The 25,089-nt window shown below is 60.0% G+C and carries 22 protein-coding genes; 13 read left to right on the top strand and 9 right to left on the bottom strand.

The window, feature by feature from the left end; translation table 11 throughout:
• Positions 1 to 88 precede the first annotated feature (88 nt).
• Genes HME9302_RS05025 through phoB form a run of 6 tightly spaced genes read left to right on the top strand, consistent with a single transcriptional unit; the run spans position 89 to position 6,033 of the window.
• Entirely contained in the window at positions 89 to 1,144 is a 1,056-nt protein-coding gene (locus HME9302_RS05025; RefSeq protein WP_115366109.1) for a substrate-binding domain-containing protein, read from the top strand.
• 8 nt (positions 1,145 to 1,152) lie between these two features.
• Positions 1,153 to 2,538 carry a phosphate ABC transporter permease subunit PstC gene (gene pstC / locus HME9302_RS05020; RefSeq protein ID WP_115366108.1) on the top strand — a complete coding sequence of 462 codons (1,386 nt, stop codon included), beginning with the start codon at positions 1,153 to 1,155 and terminating at the stop codon, positions 2,536 to 2,538.
• Entirely contained in the window at positions 2,531 to 3,808 is a 1,278-nt protein-coding gene (gene pstA / locus HME9302_RS05015; RefSeq protein WP_115366107.1) for a phosphate ABC transporter permease PstA, read from the top strand. Before pstC ends, pstA begins: the two co-directional genes overlap by 8 nt.
• A 38-nt stretch (positions 3,809 to 3,846) precedes the next feature.
• On the top strand, positions 3,847 to 4,593 hold the full coding sequence (pstB, locus tag HME9302_RS05010; RefSeq protein WP_230080033.1) for a phosphate ABC transporter ATP-binding protein PstB: 747 nt from the start codon (positions 3,847 to 3,849) through the stop codon (positions 4,591 to 4,593).
• A 21-nt stretch (positions 4,594 to 4,614) separates the two neighbouring features.
• Complete coding sequence (phoU, locus tag HME9302_RS05005) at positions 4,615 to 5,307, top strand: phosphate signaling complex protein PhoU (RefSeq protein ID WP_115366105.1); 693 nt, start codon at positions 4,615 to 4,617, stop codon at positions 5,305 to 5,307.
• Positions 5,308 to 5,337: 30 nt separating this feature from the next.
• Entirely contained in the window at positions 5,338 to 6,033 is a 696-nt protein-coding gene (phoB, locus tag HME9302_RS05000; protein WP_115366104.1) for a phosphate regulon transcriptional regulator PhoB, read from the top strand.
• Positions 6,034 to 6,049: 16 nt separating this feature from the next.
• On the opposite strand, the gene HME9302_RS04995 is transcribed toward phoB, so the two are convergent.
• Genes HME9302_RS04995 through HME9302_RS04985 form a run of 3 tightly spaced genes read right to left on the bottom strand, consistent with a single transcriptional unit; the run spans position 6,050 to position 9,586 of the window.
• A complete protein-coding gene (locus HME9302_RS04995; RefSeq protein WP_115366103.1) occupies positions 6,050 to 6,796 on the bottom strand; it encodes an extensin-like domain-containing protein in 747 nt (248 codons plus the stop codon).
• A gap of 55 nt (positions 6,797 to 6,851) precedes the next feature.
• Entirely contained in the window at positions 6,852 to 8,342 is a 1,491-nt protein-coding gene (locus HME9302_RS04990; RefSeq protein ID WP_115366102.1) for a UdgX family uracil-DNA binding protein, read from the bottom strand.
• Positions 8,339 to 9,586: a putative DNA modification/repair radical SAM protein gene (locus HME9302_RS04985; protein ID WP_115366101.1), complete on the bottom strand. Its 1,248-nt coding sequence runs from the start codon at positions 9,584 to 9,586 to the stop codon at positions 8,339 to 8,341. The genes HME9302_RS04990 and HME9302_RS04985 overlap by 4 nt, the downstream gene beginning before the upstream one ends.
• A 300-nt stretch (positions 9,587 to 9,886) precedes the next feature.
• On the opposite strand from HME9302_RS04985, the gene HME9302_RS04980 reads away from it, so the two are divergent.
• Together HME9302_RS04980 and HME9302_RS04975 are read left to right on the top strand one after the other, a co-directional pair.
• Positions 9,887 to 10,639, top strand: coding sequence for a carbonic anhydrase (locus HME9302_RS04980; RefSeq protein WP_115366100.1), 753 nt, complete (start codon positions 9,887 to 9,889; stop codon positions 10,637 to 10,639).
• A 153-nt stretch (positions 10,640 to 10,792) separates the two neighbouring features.
• On the top strand, positions 10,793 to 11,272 hold the full coding sequence (locus tag HME9302_RS04975; RefSeq protein ID WP_115367484.1) for a pyridoxamine 5'-phosphate oxidase family protein: 480 nt from the start codon (positions 10,793 to 10,795) through the stop codon (positions 11,270 to 11,272).
• A gap of 103 nt (positions 11,273 to 11,375) precedes the next feature.
• Here the strand turns inward: HME9302_RS04975 and HME9302_RS04970 are convergent, their stop codons facing one another.
• Positions 11,376 to 12,809, bottom strand: a complete 1,434-nt coding sequence (locus HME9302_RS04970; RefSeq protein WP_115367483.1) for a sodium-dependent transporter — start codon at positions 12,807 to 12,809, stop codon at positions 11,376 to 11,378.
• Between the two features lie 140 nt (positions 12,810 to 12,949).
• On the opposite strand from HME9302_RS04970, the gene panB reads away from it, so the two are divergent.
• Positions 12,950 to 13,822: a 3-methyl-2-oxobutanoate hydroxymethyltransferase gene (panB, locus tag HME9302_RS04965; protein ID WP_115366099.1), complete on the top strand. Its 873-nt coding sequence runs from the start codon at positions 12,950 to 12,952 to the stop codon at positions 13,820 to 13,822.
• A gap of 31 nt (positions 13,823 to 13,853) precedes the next feature.
• Positions 13,854 to 14,936, top strand: a complete 1,083-nt coding sequence (locus tag HME9302_RS04960) for a DUF475 domain-containing protein (protein WP_181815690.1) — start codon at positions 13,854 to 13,856, stop codon at positions 14,934 to 14,936.
• On the opposite strand, the gene HME9302_RS04955 is transcribed toward HME9302_RS04960, so the two are convergent.
• Genes HME9302_RS04955 through HME9302_RS04935 form a run of 5 tightly spaced genes read right to left on the bottom strand, consistent with a single transcriptional unit; the run spans position 14,914 to position 22,587 of the window.
• On the bottom strand, positions 14,914 to 15,879 hold the full coding sequence (locus HME9302_RS04955) for a bile acid:sodium symporter (protein WP_115366098.1): 966 nt from the start codon (positions 15,877 to 15,879) through the stop codon (positions 14,914 to 14,916). The genes HME9302_RS04960 and HME9302_RS04955 overlap by 23 nt on opposite strands.
• Before the next feature lie 53 nt (positions 15,880 to 15,932).
• Positions 15,933 to 17,696: a tetratricopeptide repeat protein gene (locus HME9302_RS04950; RefSeq protein WP_115366097.1), complete on the bottom strand. Its 1,764-nt coding sequence runs from the start codon at positions 17,694 to 17,696 to the stop codon at positions 15,933 to 15,935.
• On the bottom strand, positions 17,680 to 19,038 hold the full coding sequence (gene prsR, locus HME9302_RS04945) for a PEP-CTERM-box response regulator transcription factor (protein WP_115366096.1): 1,359 nt from the start codon (positions 19,036 to 19,038) through the stop codon (positions 17,680 to 17,682). The genes HME9302_RS04950 and prsR overlap by 17 nt, the downstream gene beginning before the upstream one ends.
• Complete coding sequence (gene prsK, locus HME9302_RS04940; protein ID WP_115366095.1) at positions 19,038 to 21,191, bottom strand: XrtA/PEP-CTERM system histidine kinase PrsK; 2,154 nt, start codon at positions 21,189 to 21,191, stop codon at positions 19,038 to 19,040. Before prsK ends, prsR begins: the two co-directional genes overlap by 1 nt.
• Positions 21,192 to 21,201: 10 nt before the next feature.
• Entirely contained in the window at positions 21,202 to 22,587 is a 1,386-nt protein-coding gene (locus HME9302_RS04935; protein WP_115366094.1) for a TIGR03013 family XrtA/PEP-CTERM system glycosyltransferase, read from the bottom strand.
• Between the two features lie 189 nt (positions 22,588 to 22,776).
• Between HME9302_RS04935 and HME9302_RS13655 the strand changes: the two genes are divergently transcribed.
• The 3 genes from HME9302_RS13655 (at position 22,777) to HME9302_RS04910 (ending at position 24,180) form a co-directional block, all read left to right on the top strand.
• A complete protein-coding gene (locus HME9302_RS13655; RefSeq protein ID WP_407641299.1) occupies positions 22,777 to 23,211 on the top strand; it encodes a DUF4326 domain-containing protein in 435 nt (144 codons plus the stop codon).
• 427 nt (positions 23,212 to 23,638) lie between these two features.
• A complete protein-coding gene (locus HME9302_RS04915) occupies positions 23,639 to 23,830 on the top strand; it encodes a hypothetical protein (RefSeq protein ID WP_115365323.1) in 192 nt (63 codons plus the stop codon).
• Positions 23,827 to 24,180 (top strand): thermonuclease family protein, encoded by a 354-nt coding sequence (locus HME9302_RS04910; protein ID WP_115365322.1) that lies wholly within the window; start codon positions 23,827 to 23,829, stop codon positions 24,178 to 24,180. The genes HME9302_RS04915 and HME9302_RS04910 overlap by 4 nt, the downstream gene beginning before the upstream one ends.
• The last annotated feature ends 909 nt before the right edge of the window (positions 24,181 to 25,089 follow it).

Here is a 25,089-nt window from a genome sequence, read left to right as displayed (position 1 = left end):
GTTCACGGCAGCAGTGTCGCGGGGTTGTAACATCTGTCTGCCAGCGCCCATCATCACGCCCGACCGGGCAAACAAGGGAATCCATCCGATGAAATTCACTACCAGACTGGCCGCCACGCTGTGCGCGGCATCCGCTCTCACTCTTGCCGCATGCGGTGACGGTTCCAGCACCAATGGCGGCAGCCGCGATTCGGTCCGCGCCGTGGGTTCCTCCACCGTTTACCCGTTTGCAAAAGCCGTCGCCGAATCGCTCGCGCGTTCGAACCCCGACGTCAAATCCCCAATCATCGAATCGACCGGCACCGGCGGCGGCATGAAGCTGTTCTGCGCGGGCGAAGGCCCCAGCACGCCCGACATGGCCAACGCGTCGCGCCGTATGAAGGCGAGCGAGTTCGCCACCTGTCAGGAAAACGGCGTTAACGACGTTATCGAACTTCAAGTCGGCCTCGACGGGATTGCGTTTGCATCGGCCAAGGGCGGCATCACGATGAACCTGACACCGGAAATCGTCTATCGCGCACTGGCCGCCCGCCCCTATGGCGAAGAGCAGACCGCGACGCTGTGGTCGGACGTCGATCCAAGCCTGCCGGCGGAAAAGATCCTGGTATACGGCCCGCCATCAACATCGGGCACGCGCGATGCGCTGAAGGAACTGGTCTTGGAAGCAGGATGCGAAGCCGAAGCGTCGATGGAAACCATCAAGGCCGAGGACGAAGATCGTTACGACCAGCTCTGCACCGAAGTCCGCAGCGACGGCGCTTATGTCGATCAGGGCGAGCAGGATAACCTGATCGTCCAGAAAATAGAGAATAACGACAAGGCTGTGGGTGTTTTTGGCTATTCCTACCTTGAGGAAAATGCCGACAAGGTTCAGGGGCTGCCCATGAACGGGGTTGATCCGACATACGAAAACATCTCGACCTTCGCCTATCCCGGCGCGCGTCCGCTGTATGTCTATGTCAAGAAGTCACACATTGGCGCGATTCCAGGCTTGGCCGAATATCTTGCTGAATGGACCAAGAGCTGGGTCAAGGATGGCCCGCTTGCCAAGATCGGTCTTGTCGCCTCGCCGGACGATGTCATGGCCGCCAACATGAAAGCTGCCACCGACTACACGACCATCGACGGTAGCGAACTGAAGTAACCCACGCGATGTCGCCGGTCATCCTGCTTCTCCTCGCCCTGGGGCTTGGTCTTGCCGGATGGCTGGCGGCGCGCGCCCGCGCCTGGACTTTCAAGCGCGATACGAATGGCGGCCGGATCGCCGCCCTGCCGAATTATCACGCCTGGTATGTGGCATTGTGGATCGCTGTACCGGTGCTAGCATTCATCGCGATCTGGAGCGTCGTTGCGCCCAACCTTGTGAACCAGTCGGTGCTGGCCAGTCCGGCGGCGGCGGAGCTGCCTGCATTCGGCTTCAAGCGCGACGCCATCCTTAACGAAGCCCGCGCGGTCGCCAATGGTGATGCGCAGGCGGTGTTCAACGATACCGCCCGCGCGCTGGTCGATCCGTTCCGCGATGCCTTCGCGCGCTACAATTTCATCGGCATCGCCGTCACCCTTGCCATCGGGCTGTTGTCCGGGATGATAGCATTCCTGCGCCTGAGACCGGACTTTACCGCCCGCACCCGGGTCGAGCGGGCGGTGATGACGATCCTGTTGCTGGCGTCGCTGGTGGCGATCCTCACTACGTTGGGCATCGTGGTGTCGCTGGTGTTCGAGACCATCCGGTTCTTCGGCATGGTCAGTCCCATCGACTTCCTGTTCGGCACCCATTGGGGGCCTGACCCGATGGCCAATCCGGACAATCCCGATGCGAGCCGTTACGGCGCGATACCGCTGTTCTGGGGCACGATCTTCATTGGTGCGATCATAGCCATGATCGTGGCGATCCCGCTGGGTTTGATGAGCGCCATCTACCTCACCCAATACGCCCACCCGCGCATACGTAGTTGGGTGAAACCCGCCCTGGAGATACTCGCTGGCGTACCCACAGTGGTCTATGGCTATTTCGCCGCGCTGACGGTGGCGCCATTCATTCGTGACGTGGCTCTGTCGATCGGGTTTTCCAGCGCGTCGAGTGAAAGTGCGCTTGCTGCCGGCTTGGTTATGGGCGTCATGATCATTCCATTCGTCTCTTCCATGGCCGATGACAGTATCGCCGCTGTCCCCGCCGCCATGCGCGATGGTAGCCTGGCCATGGGCGCGACCCAGTCCGAAACCATCAAGCGGGTGCTTATCCCCGCCGCCCTTCCCGGAATCGTCGCTGGCGTGATGCTCGCCATCAGCCGTGCGATCGGGGAAACCATGATCGTGGTCATGGCCGCCTCCACTGCCGCAAACTTATCCGCCAATCCGCTGGAATCGATGACCACCGTGACGGTGCAGATCGTGGCCATGCTGACGGGCGAAGGCAGCTTTGACCATCCGGCCACGCTAAGCGCGTTTGCATTGGGCTTCGTGCTGTTCCTGGTGACGCTGGGGCTGAACTTCGTCGCCCTGCGCGTAGTGAAGAGGTTCCGCGAAACCTATGAGTAACGCAGCAGTCCCGACCGGCGAGCAGTCCGAGCCGCGCCCCGACAGGCGCGAAGCGTTCGAGGCGCGGCTGAAGAAACGTTATGCCTCGGAAAAGCGGTTTCGGCTGCTCGGGCTATCCGCAATCATATTTTCGATGGCTGTGCTGGCCGTGCTGCTGTTCACAATGACGGTGAACGGCGTTGGGGGCTTCCAGCGCGCCGAACTCACTGTACCCATTGCACTATCGGAGGCGGGCCTTTCGGCTACCCCCGCCGATCTGCAGGAGTCCGGCGCAGTGCAATTGCTGGAAGCACAAGGATTGCCCGGCGTCGTAGAATATTACGCGATCGAGGCATTGGGGGAAGAGGCCGCGGCAGAAGTCTCGCCGCAGGCGTGGCGCGATGTCGCCGATGCCATAATTGTGGACCCGTCGCTGCTGCGCCGTGATACCGTATTCAACCTTCCCGCTTCATCCGATCTTGCCTCCGGACTGAATGGCGAAGGGAGCGCGGAAAGCCGTGCCATGGCGGAGCAGCTATCGGCAGATGGTCAACTGTCCTCGAATTTCGACGAAGGGTTCCTGTCACGCGCAGATGCCACGAACCCGCAACAGGTGGGCATATGGGGCGCGCTGAAAGGCTCGATGCTGACCATGCTTGTCACGTTGGTGCTGGCGTTTCCCATTGGCGTGCTGGCCGCGCTCTATCTGGAAGAATACGCGCCGAAGAATCGCTGGACCGACCTGATCGAGGTGTCGATCAACAATCTTGCAGCAGTGCCGTCCATCATTTTCGGGCTGTTGGGGCTGGCGGTGTTTCTCTGGCTGTTTCCCAACCTTCGGTCCGCACCTTTGATCGGCGGCATGACGCTGGCGCTGATGACGATGCCGGTAATCGTGATTTCCGGGCGCAATGCGATCAAGGCCGTACCGCCGTCCATCCGCGACGGCGCGCTGGCCGTGGGTGCGTCGCCGGTGCAGGTCGTGTTCCACCACGTGCTGCCGTTGGCGCTCCCAGGCATCCTTACCGGGACAATCATTGGCATGGCGCGTGCGCTTGGCGAGACGGCGCCGCTCCTTATGATCGGGATGCGCGCATTCGTCGCCACTCCGCCCGATGGCTTCACCTCGCCCGCCACTGTCCTGCCGGTGCAAATCTTCCTCTGGTCCGATGAAATCGATCGCGGTTTCGTGGAACGCACCAGTGCTGCTATCATCGTGCTCCTGCTGTTTCTCCTCCTGATGAACGGCCTCGCCATCTATCTGCGCAACAAGTTCGAGAAAAGCTGGTGACCCTGATCCACCCCAATCTGAACCCGACCGAAGCCAAGATGAGCGCGCGCGACGTGTCTGTCTTCTATGGCGACAAAAAGGCTATCGACGAGGTGTCGATCGATATCCCGACCGAATACGTCACCGCCTTCATCGGGCCGTCGGGTTGCGGAAAATCTACCTTCCTGCGTTCGTTGAACCGGATGAACGACACCATCCCGACTGCGCGCGTCGAAGGCACGATCGAACTGGACGGCGAGGATATCTACCGATCCAAAATGGACGTGGTGCACCTGCGCGCACGGGTGGGCATGGTGTTCCAGAAACCCAATCCGTTTCCCAAGTCCATCTACGATAACATCGCGTACGGCCCCCGCATCCACGGGCTTGCTGAAGGCAAGACGGAGCTGGACGAAGTGGTCGAACGCTCGCTCCGACGGGCCGGACTGTGGGAAGAAGTCAAGGATCGACTGGAGGATAGCGGCACTGCGCTTTCCGGCGGTCAGCAGCAGCGATTGTGCATTGCGCGCGCTATTGCGGTAGACCCCGAAGTCATTCTGATGGACGAACCCTGCAGCGCGCTCGATCCCATCGCGACAGCCAAGATCGAGGAACTGATTGCCGATCTCAATGGTCGGTATGCTATCGTGATCGTAACGCACTCCATGCAGCAGGCAGCCCGCGTGAGCCAGCGCACGGCGTTCTTCCACCTTGGCAAAATGGTGGAATATGGGCGCACGACCGACATCTTTACCAACCCCTTGGAAACGCGCACCAAGGATTACATCACCGGCCGATACGGTTAGAACCAGGCCAGGAGCGCTTCGATGACCGAACATACAGTCAAGGCTTTCGACGAAGACATTACCCGTCTGCGCGGCATGATTGCCGAAATGGGCGGACTCGCCGAAGTTTCCATCCAGGAAGCGATGGAAGCCATCAGCAAGGACGATCAGGAACTTGCCCGCAAGGTCATTAAGCGTGACAAGAAGATCGACGCCATTGAAAGCGATGTGGACAAACTGGCGGTGCGGATCATCGCGCTGCGCGCGCCGATGGCCGACGATCTGCGCGAAGTCATCGCCGCCATGAAAATCGCTGGTATGGTCGAACGGATTGGCGATTATTCGAAGAACATTGCCAAGCGGGTGAAGAAAATTGAGGCGGGCAAACGCTTCGCACCGCTCGCATTACTGCCTGCGATGGGCGAGATAGCCGCAGAAATGGTGCACGACGTGCTGACCGCTCACGCCGCACGCGATCCGGTTCTGGCGCGCGAAGTCATCGCTGCCGACGACAAGGTGGATGCGTTCTATAATTCCATCTTCCGCAACGTCGTGACCTACATGATGGAAAATCCCGCCACCATTTCCAGCGCGGCCCAAATCCTGTTCGTGGCGCGAAATATCGAACGCATCGGCGACCACGCATCCAATGTTGCAGAAATGGTGCACTACGCCGCGACAGGCCTCTATCCGCCGGAAGAGGACGAGGAACAGGGTGAGGCAGGCAAGGCCTGACCGGCCAATCAACGAGCAGGAGCGGCAGTTATGAGCGAAGGCAAACTGCTACTGGTGGAGGATGATCCCTCGCTTGCCGAACTGCTGGAATTCCGGTTCGAGAAAGAAGGCTACACCGTGCGCGTAACGCCGGATGGCGACGAAGCACTGGTCATGGCACGCGAAGAATTGCCCGATTTGGTAGTGCTCGACTGGATGCTGGAAGGGACCAGCGGAATAGAAGTTTGCCGCCAGTTGCGCCGCGACAAGGCAACCGCCCATGTGCCCGTCATCATGCTGACTGCGCGGGAGGCGGAGGATGACCGCATCCGGGGTCTGGAAACCGGCGCCGATGATTATGTCACGAAACCGTTCAGCCCGCGCGAGCTGGTCGCCCGCGTCGCAGCCGTCATGCGCCGCATCCGGCCGGCTTTGGCCGGGGAGGAAATTACGGTTGGCGATATCACGCTGGATCCGAATGCGTTCCGGGTGACCCGGGCAGGAGCAGACGTGCAGATCGGCCCGACCGAATACCGTCTCCTTAAATTTTTCATGGAACGGCCAGGCCGGGTATTCAGCCGCGACCAGTTGCTCGACGGGGTGTGGGGCGCGGAAAGCGACATCGAATTGCGCACGGTAGACGTGCATATCCGCCGGCTCCGCAAGACGCTGGAAGGCGAAGGCCTGTCGGACCCGATCCGCACCGTTCGCTCCGCTGGATATGCGCTGGAGGCGCCCGCCCGTTAGCGTACCCGTGACGGCGTCAGCGACATACCCCGCCAAAGCCGCGATCTTGCTGGTCGAAGTGGAAATGGTCGCCATGCGCCGCGTTGTAATCGGGTGACAATACGGTCGCGAAACTGTCGCAGGCATGTTCGCGAACCATACGGAGGAAGCGGGCCTTGTCGCCTGTACCGCCTTCGTCCTGCCAGTCGTTCAGCACGCTGATGCGAGTGTCATCCTCCAGCAGGAAGCCTGCAATGTCGATCGCGTTGCCCGTCGCATGCTCGCTCCAGCGACCGTCACTCTGCCCATAAAGGCGGCGGCAGGAAAACGCGCCGTAATGTTCGATGGAGGCGAGCGGCGAACCGAAGGTTTCCAGCGCTGCCGGTTTAACGCCGCGCTCCAGCCAGAGATGCAACGCGCTCGATACCGCGCAGCTGGTCGGGGGTCGATCGGGCGACAAGGGGATGTCGTCCAGCACTACCCGGTCGGGCCTCGCGCAAGCACCCTCACCCTGCGGTGGCAGCATGGTGAATGCCACTTTGCTACGGGTCAGAACGGCGCGGCATAATTCCGGATCGCCGCGCAGCGCCAGCAATTTGCGCTCGGTCGCCCATCCTGGCGGATCGCGCAGATCCAGCGGCGCGCGTGGGTCATGTTCGGGGTGCATCGCCAGCCATGCGGCACCAAACAGCAACGGTGCTGCAAGCCACATCAGCCCGATCGCGATCCGGTCATACCGAAACGCCTGCTTGCCAAGCGTGATTGCGGCAAAGCCACGTTTCATCCAGTCATGCCTTCCGCAGCCGAGGCTACTGCATGTACAAACGGCGCGCGGCCCGTCACGCGTTTGCCAGTTCCCTAAGCCGTTCCGCCACGGCAGCGAGATCGGCATCGAACAGCGCTGCTTGCTTCATGCGGGCGTCTCCGTCCAAGCGCAGGAGATAGGAAGGATGCGCTGTAATCCACAATTCGCTGCCATCGTCCAGCGTAACGGCTTCACCGCGGGCCCGCGTGATACTGACCGTTCTACCCAACATGCTGCGCGCCGCGCTTGCCCCCATGGCCAGCACCAGCTTGGGTTTCACGACCTCACGTTCCGCCTCCAGCCACCAACGGCAGGTGTCGATCTCCTTCGCGCCGGGCGATTGATGGATGCGCCGTTTTCCGCGCTGGACATATTTAAAATGTTTTACTGCGTTAGTGACGTAAGCAGTGGCACGATCGATCCCGGCCTTTTGGAGATGCACGTCGAGCAATTGGCCGGCCGGGCCGATGAACGGTCGGCCGCCCAAATCTTCCTGATCGCCCGGCTGTTCGCCAACGATCATCAACCCGGAGAAGTTTTCGGCTTGATCCGGCCCCTCCCCCATCACCGCGCGATTTTCCAGTTGCCCGATGGGACATTTCGCGCAGCCGTGAATTGCCTGATCGATGGCCGGAAGCGTTTGGGGCCTCTCCTCGAATTCAAGCGCGCCAGCAGCCACCATGGTACTTTCCCGCGACTGCGCGCCTGCGATAAGTTCGGGTATCAAAGACGCCTCGGGCAGGTTCTTCCAGTATTTCTTCGGCATCTCAGACATCATCGCCCCGACTTTCAGCCGCGCCGGATTAAAAATGTTGGCGTAATAGCTGCGCCACAAATCCTCTACCGGATCGCCTTCCGGTGCATCGCTACGTTCCGCAGGCGGACCTTCATGCATGGTTTCGCCGTCCCAGTGCAGTGTGCCCCGCGGCGTAAGGATCGACCATTTCATATTGGCAAAACGCCGCATGAAGAAGCCGGCATTGGCTCGCAATATATGGTGGTCGGGCTCGAACCACGCGACGTAATGTTCTACCTCGTCCTGCACGGCCGCTTCTCGCGGCATATCATCCTCGATTAGTCGAAAGCGCACAAATGCGTGCATCTTGTGGCTGTCACGGCGCACAGCCTTGTCCAGATCGAGCAACTTGCGAACATCTGCATCGGTTTTGTCGTCCAAAGTACGCGGTTGCGACTGTAGCCGCCATAACAGCCGGTATAACAGCGCAAAGCGGTCCGGGTCGGAATGGAGCGCAGCGTTGCCTGCCAGTTGGAGGAACCGTTTGCTGGCGCGCGGCTGCGATGCATTCTGCGGTGGATCTGGAAGGTTCGCTCCGCCACCGCCTAGCTGACTTTGCGAAAACAGGTCGCCAGAACCACCCGGCTCCACCCAAGCAACCTTGTCCGGCGGGACACCGCATTGCACCAAACGCCGGGCCTGTTCACGCCAAAACGCGAAATCGTCCGGCGCGGGCATTTCGATCGAATAATACGCGCCCTGCGTGAGATCATTAGCCATCGCGGTCATGCGGCAAACAATTCCAGCTGCTCCTCTTTCGGAGCAAGCAATGCGCGCAAGTCCGCGCGGTCCGTCAGCTGAGTCGGGCGCCAATCCGGCGTACATATAAACGGCCGAACCTTGGCGATGGATACGGTCAGTTTACCCACATCCTCCAACCGTAATGTCTTGTAGCGTCGAGCGACAAGAATTTGGTTGACCGCCTTTACACCCAGCCCCGGTACGCGAAGCAAGCGGTCTTTCGGCGCGCGGTTCACATCCAGCGGGAACTCACCCCGGAATTTGAGCGCCCAGGCAAGTTTGGGATCGATATCGAGCGGGAGGTTTCCATCAGCACCCGTCGCTTGCATCACTTCGCCAGCCTTGTAACCGTAGAACCGCATCAGCCAGTCGGACTGATAAAGGCGATGTTCGCGAATAAGCGGCGGACGTTTCAGAGGTAACACAGCACTTGCGTCAGGGATTGGACTGAAGGCGGAATAGTATACCCGGCGCAGACTGTACCCATCGTATAGCCGGCTCGCCTTCCCGACGATATCGGCGTCGGTGGCCGCATCCGCGCCAACGATCATTTGCGTGGACTGCCCTGCCGGTGCAAAACGAGGCGCATGTTTGAACCGTTTGCGCGCATCCGTTGCTTCCACGATAGAGCTTTTCACGCCCTTCATCGCGCCCTCGATCTGGCGCGCGTCCTTGTCCGGCGCGAGACGTGTTAATCCGCTATCGGTGGGCAGTTCGACATTGATGGAAACCCGGTCTGCATAAAGCCCCGCCTGATGCACCAGTTGGGGATCAGCCTCAGGAATGGTCTTCAGATGGATATACCCACGAAAATCATGTTCTTCACGCAAAATGCGCGCGACTTCCACCATCTGTTCCATCGTATGGTTCGATGTCTTGATGATACCGGAAGAGAGAAAAAGACCCTCGATATAATTGCGCCGGTAGAAGTTCAGCGTGAGATCCACGACCTCCTGCGGCGTAAACCGGGCGCGCGGCGTATTGGAGCTTTTGCGGTTCACACAATAGTGGCAATCGAAAATGCAGTGGTTCGTCAGCAGCAATTTCAACAACGATATGCACCTGCCATCAGGTGCATAGGCATGGCAGATACCCATCCCTTCGGTCGAACCGATACCTTTCGACGAACCCAACGAGTTTTTCTTCGCGGTACCCGATGACGCGCAGGAGGCATCGTACTTGGCCGCATCGGCAAGTATTTCCAACTTCTGCAAAATCGTCTGCTGCGCCATGCGTTCTTTATATGTTCCAATACGGGGAAAAGCCAGAACTTTTCCAACATATTGTGCATGCGGGCGCGCCTTCCAAGGTGCATGATCAAATATCAATCCGGACGTACGCCATGCTGCAAGGGCGGGAACCGGTCCGTAAATGACACGTAGTATGAACGCGGCCGGGCCCCTCTGGCGAGTAAGAACTCGTGATGTCGGACGTAGCATACAGGGGCCGAATATTCTCTTCGATCCTCTATATAAATTTGCAACCGATCTTGCCGGGCGGTCATGCCTTGCGACAGATGACTGGAGACGAACATGAAATTCAAGACTGCAATTGCCGCTGCCTCGCTGACCGCACTGTCCGCGGCCGGTATCGCCACGGGTGCCGCAGCAGCAGATGGCCAGCTGGACTGGAAGTATACCGACGGCATGACAGCCGAAAGATGGTCCAACGCCAATTCCGATTATGCCGCCTGCGATGCTGGCGCGATGCAATCCCCGATCGAACTCGATCAGGCCAGTGCTATCGGCGATGTGAAACTTTCTGCCGCATATGGCAACGCGGCTGGCAAGCTCGCTATCGGCACGCACAAGGTCCAGGTCGATACGCCGACGGGCCAGGGCATGATTTCCGGAGACCGCCTGTTCAACCTGTTGCAGGTGCACTTCCACACCCCCTCCGAGCACGCCGTCAGCGGTAAGCGCTACCCGCTGACAGCACATCTGGTACACGCGACCAGTGACGGTACGCTTGGGGTTCTTGGAATAATGTTCGAAGCGGGCGCAGCCAATCCGGCGCTCCAGAATATCGTCGATGCCATGCCACGCGGGAATGGCGGCGATGTTACGGTCGATATGAGCGATATGGTTCCGGCCGATCTCTCGGTTCATCGTTATATGGGTTCACTTACTACGCCGCCATGCAGCGAAAATGTGAACTGGCATGTTGCCGAGACGGTGATGACAGCCAGCCCGGCGCAAATCGCGGCTTTCGAGGGCGCGCTGGGCATGACCGCCCGTTCGCTTCAGCCACTTAACAACCGCCTGCTCGTGGCACCGTCGAAGTAATTACGACCTCTTGAACATTAGCCGCCCGCCCTGTTTTACAGGACGGGCGGCTTCTTTCTTTCAACGCCGAGCCCCACGTGCGGACCTTCCCGGCATTTTCACACGGGAACGATGCTGCGCGAAATATCGTTGGTGGCGAAAGGAAGGAATTTTATGACCGACAACCCAACCGCCGACGAGCAGAAGACTCAATTCTGGAAAGCGATGGCGGATTCGCCGTTCGTCTTTCTACAGTTGGACGGCAAGCCTGATACTGCCGTGCCGATGACCGCACAGCTGGACAAGGATGCCAACAGCGCAATCTGGTTCTTCACGCAAACGCGCAGCGACTTCGCCAAGCTGGGTAAGGCTACAGCCAATTTCGCAAGCAAGGACCACGAGATGTTTGCCCGCTTCGACGGGACACTGGCGATTGAGACCGACCGGCAGCGCTTCGACGATATGTGGAACAACTTCGTCGAAGCCTGGTACGACGGCGGGAAGGACGATCCCGACATTCTATTCCTGCGCATGGACCTCGGCGATGCCGAGATTTGGGGCGCCGATTTGGGCTTGCTGACCACCGCCAAGATGGCGCTGGGCATGACTGTGCATGACGAAGCGGAAAAGAAGCACGTCGAAACCAGCCTGTAGGCTGACGGTAATACCGACAAAAAAGGGCCGCTTCCGTTTTGGGAGCGGCCCTTTTTTTGTGCGCAGGCGATTTATGCAGCGCGCCTGAAAGCGAACTGAAGAGTTACTCCATACCGAACACTTCAGGGAAGATGCCAACCAGCAGGATCAACGCCAGCGCGATCGGGCAAAGCCAGCGAACCAGAAACAGCCAGAATACATGCAGACCGCCGCTCAAACCGTTTTCGCTATCCACCAACCGCTTCGACGCAATCCAGCCCACAAATACCGATGTGAGAATAGCGCCGACCGGCATCAGGATCTTGCTTGTCAGGGTATCGAGAATGTCGAACATGCCCTGCCCTTCGAACAGGGCAAAACCGGTCAGCGGCTGGAATTCGGACAGATCGTTGAAGGACAATGCAGCGAGCGCGCCGAGAACCAGCGCCCCGAAGGATACAATGGCAGCGGCGATGGGCCGCGCGATGCCGAACTTGTCCTTCACCCAAGCGGTGGGCGCTTCCATCAGCGATACCGAACTGGTCAACGCAGCGAAGAATACCATGATGAAGAACAGCATTCCGACCAACGAGCCGACCGGCATATCCTGAAACGCGCGCGGCAAGCTTTGAAACATCAGGCCGGGGCCGGCATTCGGCTCCAACCCGGCGGCAAACACAATTGGAAAGATGCACAGGCCGGCCAGCAATGCGACCAGCGTATCTGCGCCTGCAATGATACCGCTGGTGCTGCCAAGATTGACGTCCCGCCCGACATAGGCGCCGTACGTCATCATCCCAGCCACACCCAGCGACAGCGAGAAGAACGCTTGGCCCACTGCGGCGAGCATCACGCTTCCTGTCAGTTTGGAAGGTTCGAACGTGAAGAGATAACTTAGCGCTTCGGCAAACGCTCCGGTGAAGGCACCGTAGATCGTGATCGCCACGAACAATACGAAGAACGCCGGCATAAGCCAGGTCGCGACCCATTCGATACCGCCCGATACGCCGCGGGCGACGAAGTAGAATGTGACCGCCAGAAACGCGACATGCAATCCGACCATTAAGGTGCCGTTACCGAACAAGCCAGGCAACAGCGCCTCGACCTCTTCGGCCGGACGGCCTTGGAACGCACCGCCGGTTAGACCGGTCGTGAAAAGATCCTGCACGAACGCGCCGACGTAATACAGCACCCAGCCGCCGACCACGCAGTAGAAACTGAGGATGAGAAAGGCAGAAAAGACCCCGACCGACGCCAGCACGTCCCAATGCCGCGATTTGCCTGATTCCTGCGCCATGCGCCGCACGCTTTCAGGGGCCGCAGATTGTCCATGGCGGCCGATCAGCGTTTCCGAAAGCAGGACCGGCAAGCCGATCAGAACGACGCATAGGATGTAGAACAGCACAAAAGCGCCGCCGCCATTTGCTCCAGCTTCGGCGGGAAACCGCCACATATTCCCCAGCCCGACAGCCGAGCCGATCGCCGCTAGGATAAATGCCGATCGCGAGGACCAGCCGTCGCGTTTGGTGATGCCGTCGCTTCCGGTGGTTGCAACCATGATGTCGTATGTTCCCTCATGAGCGCGGTACCCGCGCCTCCCGATCGCCTTGTGCATGGAAAGTCCCGGCTCGCCAAGACCCCGGGCATATTTGCAGCTCAGCTTTTCAACGCCTGCGCGAAGGGATAAGAGCCGTGCCCATGTCCACCACCTTCCAGCTCGACACGGCAACCAGCCGCGCCAATCCTACACCCGCGCCGATGAAGCGCCTTACGGTGCCGCGCATCCGTGGCCGCAAGGTGGACGGTGTAACAGCCGATCCGCTGGTGATGCTTACTGCCTATACCGCGCGGCAGGCACAGTTGCTGGATGCGCATTGCGACCTGTTGCTCGTGGGGGATTCGCTGGGTCAAGTCATTTACGGCCTCCCCTCCACTGTCCCTGTGACGATGGATATGATGGCTAACCATGCCGCCGCCGTGGTGCGGGGAAGCTATCATGCCGTTGTGGTCGTCGACATGCCCTTCGGAGCGTATGAAGCCAGCCCGCAGCTGGCGTTTGAAAGCGCCGCCACGCTCCTGAAGGCGAGCGGCGCGGCTGCCGTCAAGCTGGAAGGGGGCGAGGCCATGGCCGAAACCGTCGCCTTCCTGACCCAGCGCGGCATCCCGGTAATGGGGCATGTCGGCCTGACTCCGCAGGCGGTAAACATGCTCGGCGGCTATATGGCGCGCGGACGCAGCGATGCAGAGGCGGACAAGATCGTCAGCGATGCGCGCACGCTAGACGAAGCAGGCGCATTTGCCGTGGTGGTGGAAGGCGTCGTTGAACCGATCGCGATTGCCGTGACCGAAGCGATTGCCTGCCCTACTATCGGCATCGGCGCGTCGGCCCGCTGCGATGGGCAAGTGCTTGTTACCGAAGATATGCTGGGGATGTTCGAACGGGTACCGCGCTTCGTGAAGAAATATGAAAACATTGCGGAAACCATCGAGAACACCGTGAAGCAATACGCTGCCGAAGTGCAGGACCGCAGCTTCCCCACCGCCGAACAGACTTACCAGCCCAAGGGCTGACGCAAAACTTTTCCGACAGGACCGGACTGATATGGCCACGCTGCTGCGCTTCTACACGCTTTCGATCATCTTCACCGTTGTCTGCCTAGGCCTGGCCGTATGGTATGGCTGGGCCAGCACCGGCACGGTATCAGGTACACTGGCGCTACTGTGGATCGTGATTGTATTATCCGTACTGGAAGTATCGCTAAGCTTTGACAACGCGGTGGTGAACGCCAGCGTCCTGAAGGATATGGACGAGGTCTGGCAGCGGCGCTTTCTTACCTGGGGGATCGCCTTTGCCGTATTCGGGATGCGGATCGTGTTTCCGCTCGCGATCGTGGCGATTGCTGCAGGCATCGGCCCGATGCAGGCGATCGACCTATCGCTCAATGATCCGGAAGAATACGAACGACTGGTCAGTTCCGCCCATGTCAGCATTGCCGGGTTCGGGGGCGCGTTCCTCGCTATGGTTGGCCTCAAGTTCTTCTTCGACGGTGAAAAAGACATTCACTGGATCAGCGCGGTGGAGAAATTTCTCGCGCGCTTTTCCGCCCTGCCCGCGGCGGAGATTGCCATCCTTTTGCTCGTGCTGTGGGGCATTGCAGGCCTGCTTACGCCCGACGACGCGCTGACCTTCCTGACCGCCGGAATACTCGGTCTGGTCACGTTCATCGCCGTCGAAGGGGTCAGCACGCTGCTGGAGTTGAAAGAAGAGGCAGCGCGCGCCCGTGGAGCAATCGTGCGTAGCGGTCTGGGCGGGTTCCTTTATCTCAACATCCTCGATGCGAGCTTCAGCTTCGACGGGGTGATCGGGGCCTTCGCGCTGTCCAACAATATGGTAGTGATCGCACTGGGTCTGTCGATCGGCGCGATGTTCGTGCGCTCGATGACAATCCATCTTGTGAAAAAGGGAACTTTGGCCGAATACCGGTTCCTGGAACACGGCGCGTTCTGGGCCATCATTGCGCTGGGAGCGATCATGCTACTGTCGGCCAAGTTCCACATTCCCGAAACCATCACCGGTCTGATCGGTGCAACGTTGATCGGTATTTCGCTTTGGTGGTCGGTCCGGCACAACCGGGCCGAGGCGCGAAACACGGGAGCAGCGCTCAGGGAAGCGCCTGCCGAGTAAGGCGCTGTGCGATGGGCGCGGAGACGACTAGTTGCAGCAGGTGATAGGCCAGTAACGGCACAATCACGAGCCCGGCCATCGCCGGCGTAAACAGGATGCTGGCCAGCGGTACGCCCATCGCAGTGCTTTTCTGCGCGCCCGCAAACAGGAACGCGATACGATCGCCGCGCGGCAGCCGGAGAGCACCGCCTGCTGTCCAAGCTCCGCCGAAGCCGAAGAGCAAAAATACCGCCACACCCGCACCAAGCCAGCCCCACGCCGCCGGATCGACGCGCGTTCCCAGCCCTTCGGCAACCGCGCCGGACATAGCGACATAAACCGCGATCCCGATGGCGATACGGTCCATCCAGCCAATCAGCGGGCGATTGGCCGCAGTCCAGCGCGCCATGCGGACTTGAAACATCTGACCGATCGCAAACGGTAACAACAGGATCAGTGCGATGCGTATCAGCGCTTCGGAACCGAACGTTACGGCCCCGCCGCCCCCCAATACCGAAAACAAGGGAGCAGTGACAAATACGCCGAGGATGTTGAGCAAGGCTGCGGCCACTACCGATGTCGCGCCATTGCCGCCTGCCATCGAAGTATATGCCGTTGCCGATTGCACGGTGGATGACAGCGTGCCGAGGAACAGAAACCCGAGCGCCAGCATCGGTGGCAAGACCGATGCGGTTACGTGCCACAAGCCCAGCCCCGCCAGCGCCATCGCGCCATAGCACCAAGCGACCAGTGGCAGCATCACACGCAAATTTCGCAAACCACCTGCAACATCGCTGCGCGAAAGCCGCAATCCGTTCAGCAGGAACAGGAGAAAGATCGCGCCGTCGCTGATCCAGCCTGCGACCACGCGCGCATCGCCGGTCGCAGGCAAGATTACGGCGAATGCGATGGCAAGCAGTAACAGCCGGACCATCGGATCGAACAGGCGGGCAAGCATTCTCATGGACGATGGTCGCCCTGCCCCGCATCAATGCCAAAGTCGACCTGCTGGACCCGCTATCTCGTCGAAATCGCACCGGCCTTTTCGAGGAACACGTCGCGCCCCTCCTCTTTGCCAAGTGTCAGGCCTAGGGTTAGCGTAGCGAAGCGGTTCATCGGCTGGACGGCGTAGGCCTTGACAGCAAAAGCGCGCGCCTCTTCCAGACGGCGTAGCCGCAACGCCGCCTGCGCGCGCAAAGCCAGCATTTCCGGATCACGCGACGCGCCATGCGCAATAGCGTGATCGAGTGCGGCCACCGCACGAATCCAGTCCCCACGCTCGGCCATGACCACGCCCAACATGGCCGCCGCTTCGTGATTGCCGGGATCGCCCGCCAGATGCCGTTCCAACAGCGATACGGCATCGTCTTGGCGGTAGAGCGCGCGATAAGCGGCGATCATGCGGCGGGTGAGCGGCCAGGGCCTGCGAATATCTGCCGATCGTCGGTAAAACTCGATCGCTTCCAGTATCTGCGTATCGGCAAGGCTTGCATCGGCGGCCAACCCCAACGCGTCGGCAGAACCGGGAAAGCGGCGGCGGATCGCGGCGCCGCTGCTGGCGGCGGCATCAAACTGACCATCCACGATCAGCGCGCGCACCAGCGCCAATGCATCGCGGCCGCTCGCCGCTCCGCGCGTTTGCGCCACGTTAAGCGGTGTGTTGCCTCGCAACGCGGCCAGGTTGGCACTGCGAGGCTGCGCCGCACGTGCCAGTACATCCGCCGCGGCCTTGCGGTTGCCCACCCGTTCCTGCGCCCTACCAATTAGCTCGAGCAGATAGGGGCTGCTTCCGGGGCGACTGGCGGCCTCGCCCATGCGGTAGATCAACTCGCCATCGGCTCCGGAGAGCGACAGCGCGCGCGCCAGCAGGTCGCGTACGCGGCCATTATCGGGCTGTAGCCGATACAGCCGGTCAAACATCTGCGCGGCGCTGGAATAATTGCCGTTCTCGAGGTCTATGAGGCCGGACAGGAGCATCGCCGCGGGGACATTCCGGTCGAGGTTGCCGCTGCGTGACAAGAGCGACCGCGCAAGATCGAACTGGTTCGCCCGTGCTGCCAGGACCGCTTGCAGATAGTATGCGCGCGGATGACCGGGCGCTATCTCGGTCATCCTTCTAATGGCGGCCAGCATTTCCTTTGCGCGGCCGGTCTCTCCCAACGTGGCCGCATATTCACCCAGCAGTTCGGCATCATCGGGATTGCTTTTCAGGGCACGTTCGAACCACGGCAGGGCGGCGTCCATACCATCGGAATCGCGCACGAGCTGGCCGTGAAACTGCAAGGCAGCGGCGTGGTTTGGCCCCAGTTCCACAGCGCGCTCGCTTGCCTCGACTGCCTGCGCCTGCTCCCCGCCGCGATAACGCAGGCGCCCGATATCCACCCATAGTTCCGGGTTTTCGTCATCGATCGCCGCCGACCGGTCGAACGCTTGTCCCGCAGCAGCCAGATTGCCCTCTCGCATCTCCAGCCGCCCAAGCTGCAGGAAGCCGCGCGCGGCCGTATCTGGCGTGAACGCACCGGGTGCGAGCCAACGGCGCGCTTCCCCCAATTCGCCCTGCAACATTTCCGCTTCGCCCATGTCGGCAGCGATTTCGGCCTCGCCCGCTCCATCCTCGAGCTTCTGACGAAGGCGCAGTTCGGCAGAAAATCCGTCACCATCCGCCAGCAGCGCGGCAACATCGCCCCTTGTGTCAGGTGTGTCCGGACCGCCTCCACACGCGGCAAGCAGCGTGCAGCAAGCAAGCAATATCGCTGAATGGGTTTTAGGGCTGAAGATCATACTGCTTGAGCAAATCGTACAAGGTGGGCCGGCTGATGCCGAGCATCTTTGCAGTGCTGGAGATATTGCCGTCGCTCCGGCTCAGGGCATGCCGGATGATCTTGCGGTCCGACACTTCACGTGCTGCCTTCAGGTTCAGCGCCTGTGTATCGTCGTCCTCGCCCAGATCGAGATCTTCGGCGGACACCAGCTTGCCGTCTGCCATGATGGTGGCGCGCTTCACCCGGTTTTCCAGTTCGCGCACATTTCCCGGCCATCCCCATCCGTCGATCGCGGCCAATGCATCAGGCGCAAAGCCTTTTACCTGCGGGTTCATTTCGGCAGCAAACCGGCCGAGAAAGAATTTGGCCAGCAGCACGGCGTCGCCGGGCCGATCAGCGAGCGTCGGGATATTCACGACGATTTCGGCGAGGCGGTAGAAGAGGTCTTCGCGGAATTGCCCTTCTCCGATCATTGCTTCCAGGTTTTGGTGGGTGGCGCACACGATTCGGGTGTCCACCGCAATTTCCTTCCGGCCGCCAATGCGCTCGATCGTCCGTTCCTGGATAAAGCGCAGCAATTTGACTTGTAACGGCAGCGGGATGTCACCTACTTCATCAAGGAACAGCGTCCCCCCATGGGCCTGTTCGATCTTGCCCTCCGTGGTTTTTACTGCGCCGGTAAACGCACCCTTTTCATGGCCGAACAGTTCGCTTTCCAGCAGCGTTTCGGGGATGGCAGCGCAATTGATCGCCACGAATGCCCCATCCGCGCGATTGCTGGCATCATGCAGGCCCCGCGCAATCAGCTCCTTTCCGGTACCGCTCGCGCCCAGCAGCATGACCGACACGGACGTATCCGCGACCCGTTCGATCGTGCGGGCGACCTTGCTCATTTCCGGTGCGGCAGTGACAATCCGGCCAAGCACGGTCTGCTCCTGCGACACGCGTGCTGCCAGTCTGCTGTTCTCTGCCTCGATCCGGTGCAGTTCATACGCCCGGCGCACGATCAGCCCCAAAGTGTCGATGTCCACCGGCTTCTGATAAAAATCGTAAGCACCGCGTTCGATCGCCGTCAGCGCGCTTTCGCGGGCGCCGTGGCCAGATGCGACGATCACTTTCGTGTCGGGCTTCAGCGCCATGATTTCGTCCAGCACGGCGAAACCTTCGGTGGTGCCGTCAGGGTCAGGCGGCAGGCCCAGATCCAGCGTGACCACGGCCGGCATATCGGATCGCAAGGCGGCCAGAGCCTGATCGCGATTGGTAGCCTGGACAACCTCGAAATCTTCATACGCCCATTTCAGCTGCGCCTGCAGCCCGGCATCGTCTTCCACGATCAGCAGCTTGGGTTTGGTATCGGGCATCATGCAACCTTGTTCGGATGTTGTACGTGTGCGTCGTCTCGTGCGGATTCATCCGAAACGTGGTTCGTACGCAGCTGCGCGGCTGCCGCTATCGGAAGGCGAATGACGAAGCGTGAACCGAGCCCTTCCCGGGCATCGACGTCCAATCGTCCGCCCATTGCGAGGATAAGCTCGCGCGCCTCATACGCGCCGATACCAAAGCCGCCTTCTTTGGTCGACACGAAAGGTTTGAACAGTCCTTCGCGAATGAACTCGGCGCTCATGCCGCAGCCGGAATCGCTGACTTCGATACGACCTTCCAGCGCGTCGCTGGACACGTCCAGAATGACGGGCATATTGACGAGACTGGCATCGACGCTGTTGCCGACAATGTGGATCAACGCCTGTTCCAGCGCCTCGGGATCGCCAGCCACAATGCACTGCTCGTCCCGCGAAAGCTGGACCGGGTGGGTGCCGACATAATGCGCGGCAACCTTGCGAGCCAGTTCGGAAAGGTCGACGTCCTGCGCCTGGCTTTGCGACGATTTGCCATAGCGGCCGAGCCTTGCCAGCAATGTCTCAAGCTTGTCGGACGAATTACGCAGGGTGACGAGCATATCGGCATGGAAGGCCGGATTATCCGCGTGCTTCTCAGCATTGCCCGCAAGCAGCGACATCTGGCTGGCAAGGTTCTTAATATCATGCATCACGAACGCAATCCGCCGGTTAAAATCGTCGAACTGGTTGGCCTCCAGCAAGGCACGTTGGCTTGCCTGTTCTGCCATGTAACTTGCCAGTTGCCGACCCGCGATGCGGAGGAGGTCGAAATCTTCCCAGTCCAGCCTGCGAACGTGCTTGGGCCGTGCAAGAATGACCACGCCGGTAAGCTGGTCGAAATGCAGCAGAGGCACGATAGCCCATGCGCGTTGTTCTCCGATCAGCCAGTCCGGCATGGCGGGCAGTTCACCGTGGTAATCGGTTCCGGACCGGGCCTCGTCCATGTCCAGAATGAATTCATGCCGTTCGAACAGCGACACTATCCGCGCCGGCAATGCGCGCGGCGGCACGTCGAGGGTCGGCCAGTTGAAACGCGCACCAAGTTCCAACGCACCATCGTCCGACGGCAGCAGCAACAATCCCGACGGGCTATCGGTGATATCTGCCATCGCTTGTACCACCCGTTCCCCGAAACTGGCGTCGCCGCGATCCGCCCGGCCGATCGTTTGGGTGAAGCGCAGCCACTCCGCCCGGTAGTCGTATCGGTGTTTGAACAGGTGTTTCACGACGTTCACGCGAAGCCACCCGCGGAGCTTGTCAGACGGCAGGGCAACCAGGGCAAAAACCGCTGCCACGACGACGAAACCGACTTGCGCCAGCCGACCAAGGTCCCCACCCAGCAAGCTGAGCGAGCGCGCGCCCACGACCATCGCGCCGAAATACAGTCCGATTACCGCGAGCGACAGGGTCTGGAATGCCACTGCGCGCGATGGACGCAGGCGCAAATCGGCGCTGCGTGCGCTGGCCGTCATCAAGATTGCCGCGGCGACAAACACAACGATCAACCCGCGCAGACTGGCCAGTTGCGGAGAAAACCCATCACCAAGATAGCCGGCGGTGTAGTAATTCAGATCGAAAGCCAGCAACAGCGCCAGCGCTGCAATCGCCCAGCGCATGGCTGTCGCTTGCGACCGCGCCGCCACCGAATACACGTTGTGCAGCAGCATCAACGTGCCCACCGCGAACAGCATCCGCAACAGGGCGGACACCTGCTCGGCCAGCATGGTAAGGCTCTGACCGCCCGATAGACCGGCGGTCAGCACTACCAGCAGCGGCTGCATCCCTTCAACCAGCGCCAACGCAAATACGAGCGGTTTGACAGGGGTTAGCCGCTCGGCCCGTCCGTCATACTGGAACTGCCGATAAATGACGTGGAGCCAGGCAAGATTGCGCATCGTTTCGGCGATATTCACAAGCGGGGCACCCGATCCCCACGACGCGGACACCAGGCACCACAGCGCTGTTGCGAGAAGCGCGGCAGTAACGGGAACACGCTGCTTCGCGCGGCGGGCGGGAAGCCGCCATAACCAGACCGCCACAAACAGGCATGCCGCCGCGCCCGCAATCTGCGTTGCGCTGCCGGCGATTGCCCAAAGGTGGATGGAGCCAAGGGTCATGCGTTCACGCTCAGCGCGCGCCCTCCGGCCACAATACCACGCGCAGCGTTTGCAGCAGGATCAGCAGGTCGAGAAACGGGGTGTAATTCTTCGCATAATACAGATCATATTCCAGCTTATGCCGGGAATCCTCGACCGAAGCGCCATAAGGATAGTTGATCTGCGCCCATCCCGTTATGCCAGGCTTTACCATGTGCCGTTCTGCATAATAGGGGATCTTGTCGTCGAGATCGGTGACGAATTGCGGCACTTCCGGACGGGGACCCACAAAGCTCATCTTGCCGGTCAGCACCGTCCATACTTGCGGCAATTCGTCGATCCGCACTTTGCGGATGAACTTGCCCAACCTGGTAACGCGCGGATCATTCTGCGACGCCCATTTGGCACCGTCCTTTTCCGCATCGGTGGCCATGCTGCGCAGCTTCACCAGTTCGAAATCGCGCCCATACAGCCCGACCCTTTGTTGGCGGAAGAATGCCGGCCCGCGGCTGTCCATTTTTACAAGGATCGCGAACAACGCGATCACCGGCAGCGTCAGCAGCAATAGCGTCAGGCTGGCAATTACGTCGAAGATGCGTTTTGCGGCGCTGGAGATGACCCGACCCGAGGAGAAGCCGTCGGAGAAAATCAACCAGCTGGGATTGAGCGTGTCCAGATCGACGCGTCCCGTCTCACGTTCCATGAAGCTACTGAAATCATTGACGTGTACGCCCATGGTCTTGACCCGCACAAGGTCTTTCAAAGGCAACGCATTGCGGCGCTCTTCCAGCGCCAGAACCACTTCGCTCGCGCCGATATTTTCCACGAACCGGCCCAGATCGTGAATTGCCGCGCGCGGAATCGCCTCTTCCACTTCCAGCGCGCCTTCATTCATGCCGAGGAAGGACACTACGGCAAAACCGCTACCATCCTTTTCCGAAAGGCGCTTAATCCGCATCGCGCGCTTGCCAGCGCCCAGCACCAGCACACGGCGGCGAAATGCGGAGGTTCCGATGAAACTGCCGATCAGCAGCCTGTTCGCCACCAATAGCAGGATGGCGAAACCCATCGCGTAAAGGAGTGTGGAGCGCCAGAATGTGGCGCCCGGCACGAGAAAATCCATCACTGACAAGCCGATGATACCAAGGCTGATGGCCACCAGCAGACGGGCGCACGCATAGCGCATCGAACGTAGGGCGTCGGTGCCATACACTCCGACCGAGATCATCGCGATCCAGACGGTGCCGGCGAATGCCGCAAGCGGGACGACGCGCGTATACACTGACCCCGGTCCCGTACCGATCTGTGCCGCACGCAACAGCCAAGCGCCTTCGCCTGCCACGATCAACAGCAGCAGGTCGAACAATCCCAGCAGCAACACGGCATGCGGAATGTAGTGTTTGAACAGGCGTATCATCGCAGCGGTCTGTATCCTGAGCCCGAAATGGAACTAGGATGCGCGAGTAATCACCAGGTGTGAAATGTCGGTTAAGCATATGCATACGCTGACACGCAGAAAACAGCCAATCACGGTTTCAGGCGATGTTAAAACTGCATCGTTTGCCTTCAATGACTTGGCGGACGGTGTTCAAACCAAAACGGCCCGATGCGAGACTGGACTCTCCACACCGGGCCTACACACGCGAAAGGACCGCGCATGACTGATAAGCAAATAAATACTCGACCTGTCCGCGTCCAGCTTTCGCGAAAGAAGGGATGGCGGTTGCCGCCTAACACCGCCTCAGTTGCGCGGCCTCATAAGTGGGGCAACCCGTTCGTGCTGGAATGGAACGAACGACTGCGTCGATTCCAGGTGATTAGGGGCGGTCTCGTTTTACATCAATGCAAGGACCGCTTTGAGGCTGCGCATTTCGCGGTGAGCGGCTTTGATAATGAGATCGTCGGTAACCTGCCTGTCGAAGAACTGCGCGGCAAAAACCTTGCCTGCTGGTGCCGCCTCGATCAGCCCTGCCATGCCGATGTGCTACTGGAACTGGCCAACCCCACCCCATCCATCAAAGCACATGGAGGTGCACTATGACTGACCTATCCCCCGCTGAACAGCGGGAGCGTGATGCTGTCGTGAAGTGGCTGCGTGCGAGGGCCGACGCGCTTCTAGATGCATCCGAAGTGTGCGGGGAAAAAGGCCATAGTACGATCGCCGATGCATATTCAGTAGCGGGGCTTCAGGATCGTCATATCGCCGAAGCTATTGAATCCGGCCACCACAGGAAGGAACAGTAGCTATGGAATGGAACCCGATTGAGACGTTGCCAGATGAAGGCGAAGTGCTGGTGATCGGCGGCATATGGGATGGCGAGGTTCATGGAATAGACAAGGATGATGAAGGTCCCTGGCTGGTGACATTGCCCGAATGCTGGGTGAAGGGCTGTGATTGCTACACGACTACAATCCTAGACCCGACACACTGGTCGCCCCTTCCCCCACCCCCACCGAAAGCATAGAACATGGAACTGAAAGAGAGCCAATGCTTTGCCTTAAAGGATGCTGTGGAATTGCTTGCGAAGGAAGAGCAGAAACTACTTGATCCATTCGGCGAGGCGGCGAGAAACTTGCCCGAACAAACACGGAAATTCAGGGCTGGAAAATGCGCTCGGTCTGGGCGTATTTTAGCCGCCATGATCGAAGCAGCCCCATGATAACCACCGCCCTAGCCATAGCCCTATGCCCAGCCCCGCCTGCTGTTCGGGTTACGTGCGTAGTGGATGGCGACACAGTGTGGATCGATCGGGAGAAAATCCGCATCGCCGGTATAGACGCGCCCGAAACCAGAGCGCGATGCAGACGGGAAAAGCAGCTCGCCAGTGCCGCTACACACAGGCTTGTCGCGCTGTTGAACGAGGGGCCTATCCATATCAGGCGCACCGGGCGGGATCGGTTTGACCGGACCCTAGCCAACCTCACCGTGAATGGTCGCGATGTAGGCAAGCTTATGGTGTCCGGCGGATATGCCCGCCAATGGACCGGACGGCGCGAGACGTGGTGCTAGATGAAACCCGGCGGATAGCACGGGCCTAGATACACCCGCTTTAGACCGCACTTGCTGCACCGCATTTGCCCTGCCAGCCTATCGATCACCGGCGCGTAATTGTTCCGGTAGCATATCATTTGCACTTCGCGGGGATCCAGCTTGGCGGAATGGTGACACTCCCGGCATTGGACATATAGCCAGCGGCTGTCCTGCACCAGATCGCCAAGGGTTCGGTGTGTCTTGCGTCCCATACGTCCAGTTGGAACGAAATAGGAACGTGTGCAACGATTCGATGTTTCCTACAGGCCCTCGTCCATGCCTATCGGGTTGAATGCAAACCGATATAACCCCTCGTAATCGCCGTGAACGTATTAGCCGTCGCGGATGGAAGGCCCGTGATCGCAGGCTCATTGCCTTGGCAAAAGAATGGCGGTCGGTGAAAGAGCACACCACGTCCACCCGCTGAGGTCACTCCATAGGGAATGAATCGGGATGCCTCGCTAGTGCGCTCTATCGTGTTTACCTGCACTGCCTGTGACGTAGGCCAATCGCGGTCCCCTCCGATGGCTATTGCCTGCCGAGGTCGCATTATCTCCCCCGTATTGGGAAAGGTGACGTAAGGTGCAGATATCCCTTGGCCAGCTAGCTAGGCGTCAGGGGGAGCGGGTGTGTTCTCCCACGATATCCGCCATTTTAGACGCTGGCGAGGCGTTTTGCGGGATTGGATTTTGCCGGAATTAACTCGACTTGATATCCGATACCCAAGGCAGCTTTTTCGCATGGCCGCCGGAGAAAAACGCTCAATTCGCTTAACCGGGCTTGTCGGATTCCACGCTGTTCGTTATTGAACTGCATGGGCGTCGTCCGGGACCATCGGGCGGCGTCTTTTTACATGCTCAGGCATAGCGAATGTTCCGAGAACGTTCC

The organism is Alteripontixanthobacter maritimus (assembly GCF_003340475.1).
In the GTDB taxonomy this organism is placed as follows: Bacteria; Pseudomonadota; Alphaproteobacteria; order Sphingomonadales; family Sphingomonadaceae; genus Alteripontixanthobacter; species Alteripontixanthobacter maritimus.
This window is presented reverse-complemented; position numbering and strand designations above follow the sequence as displayed.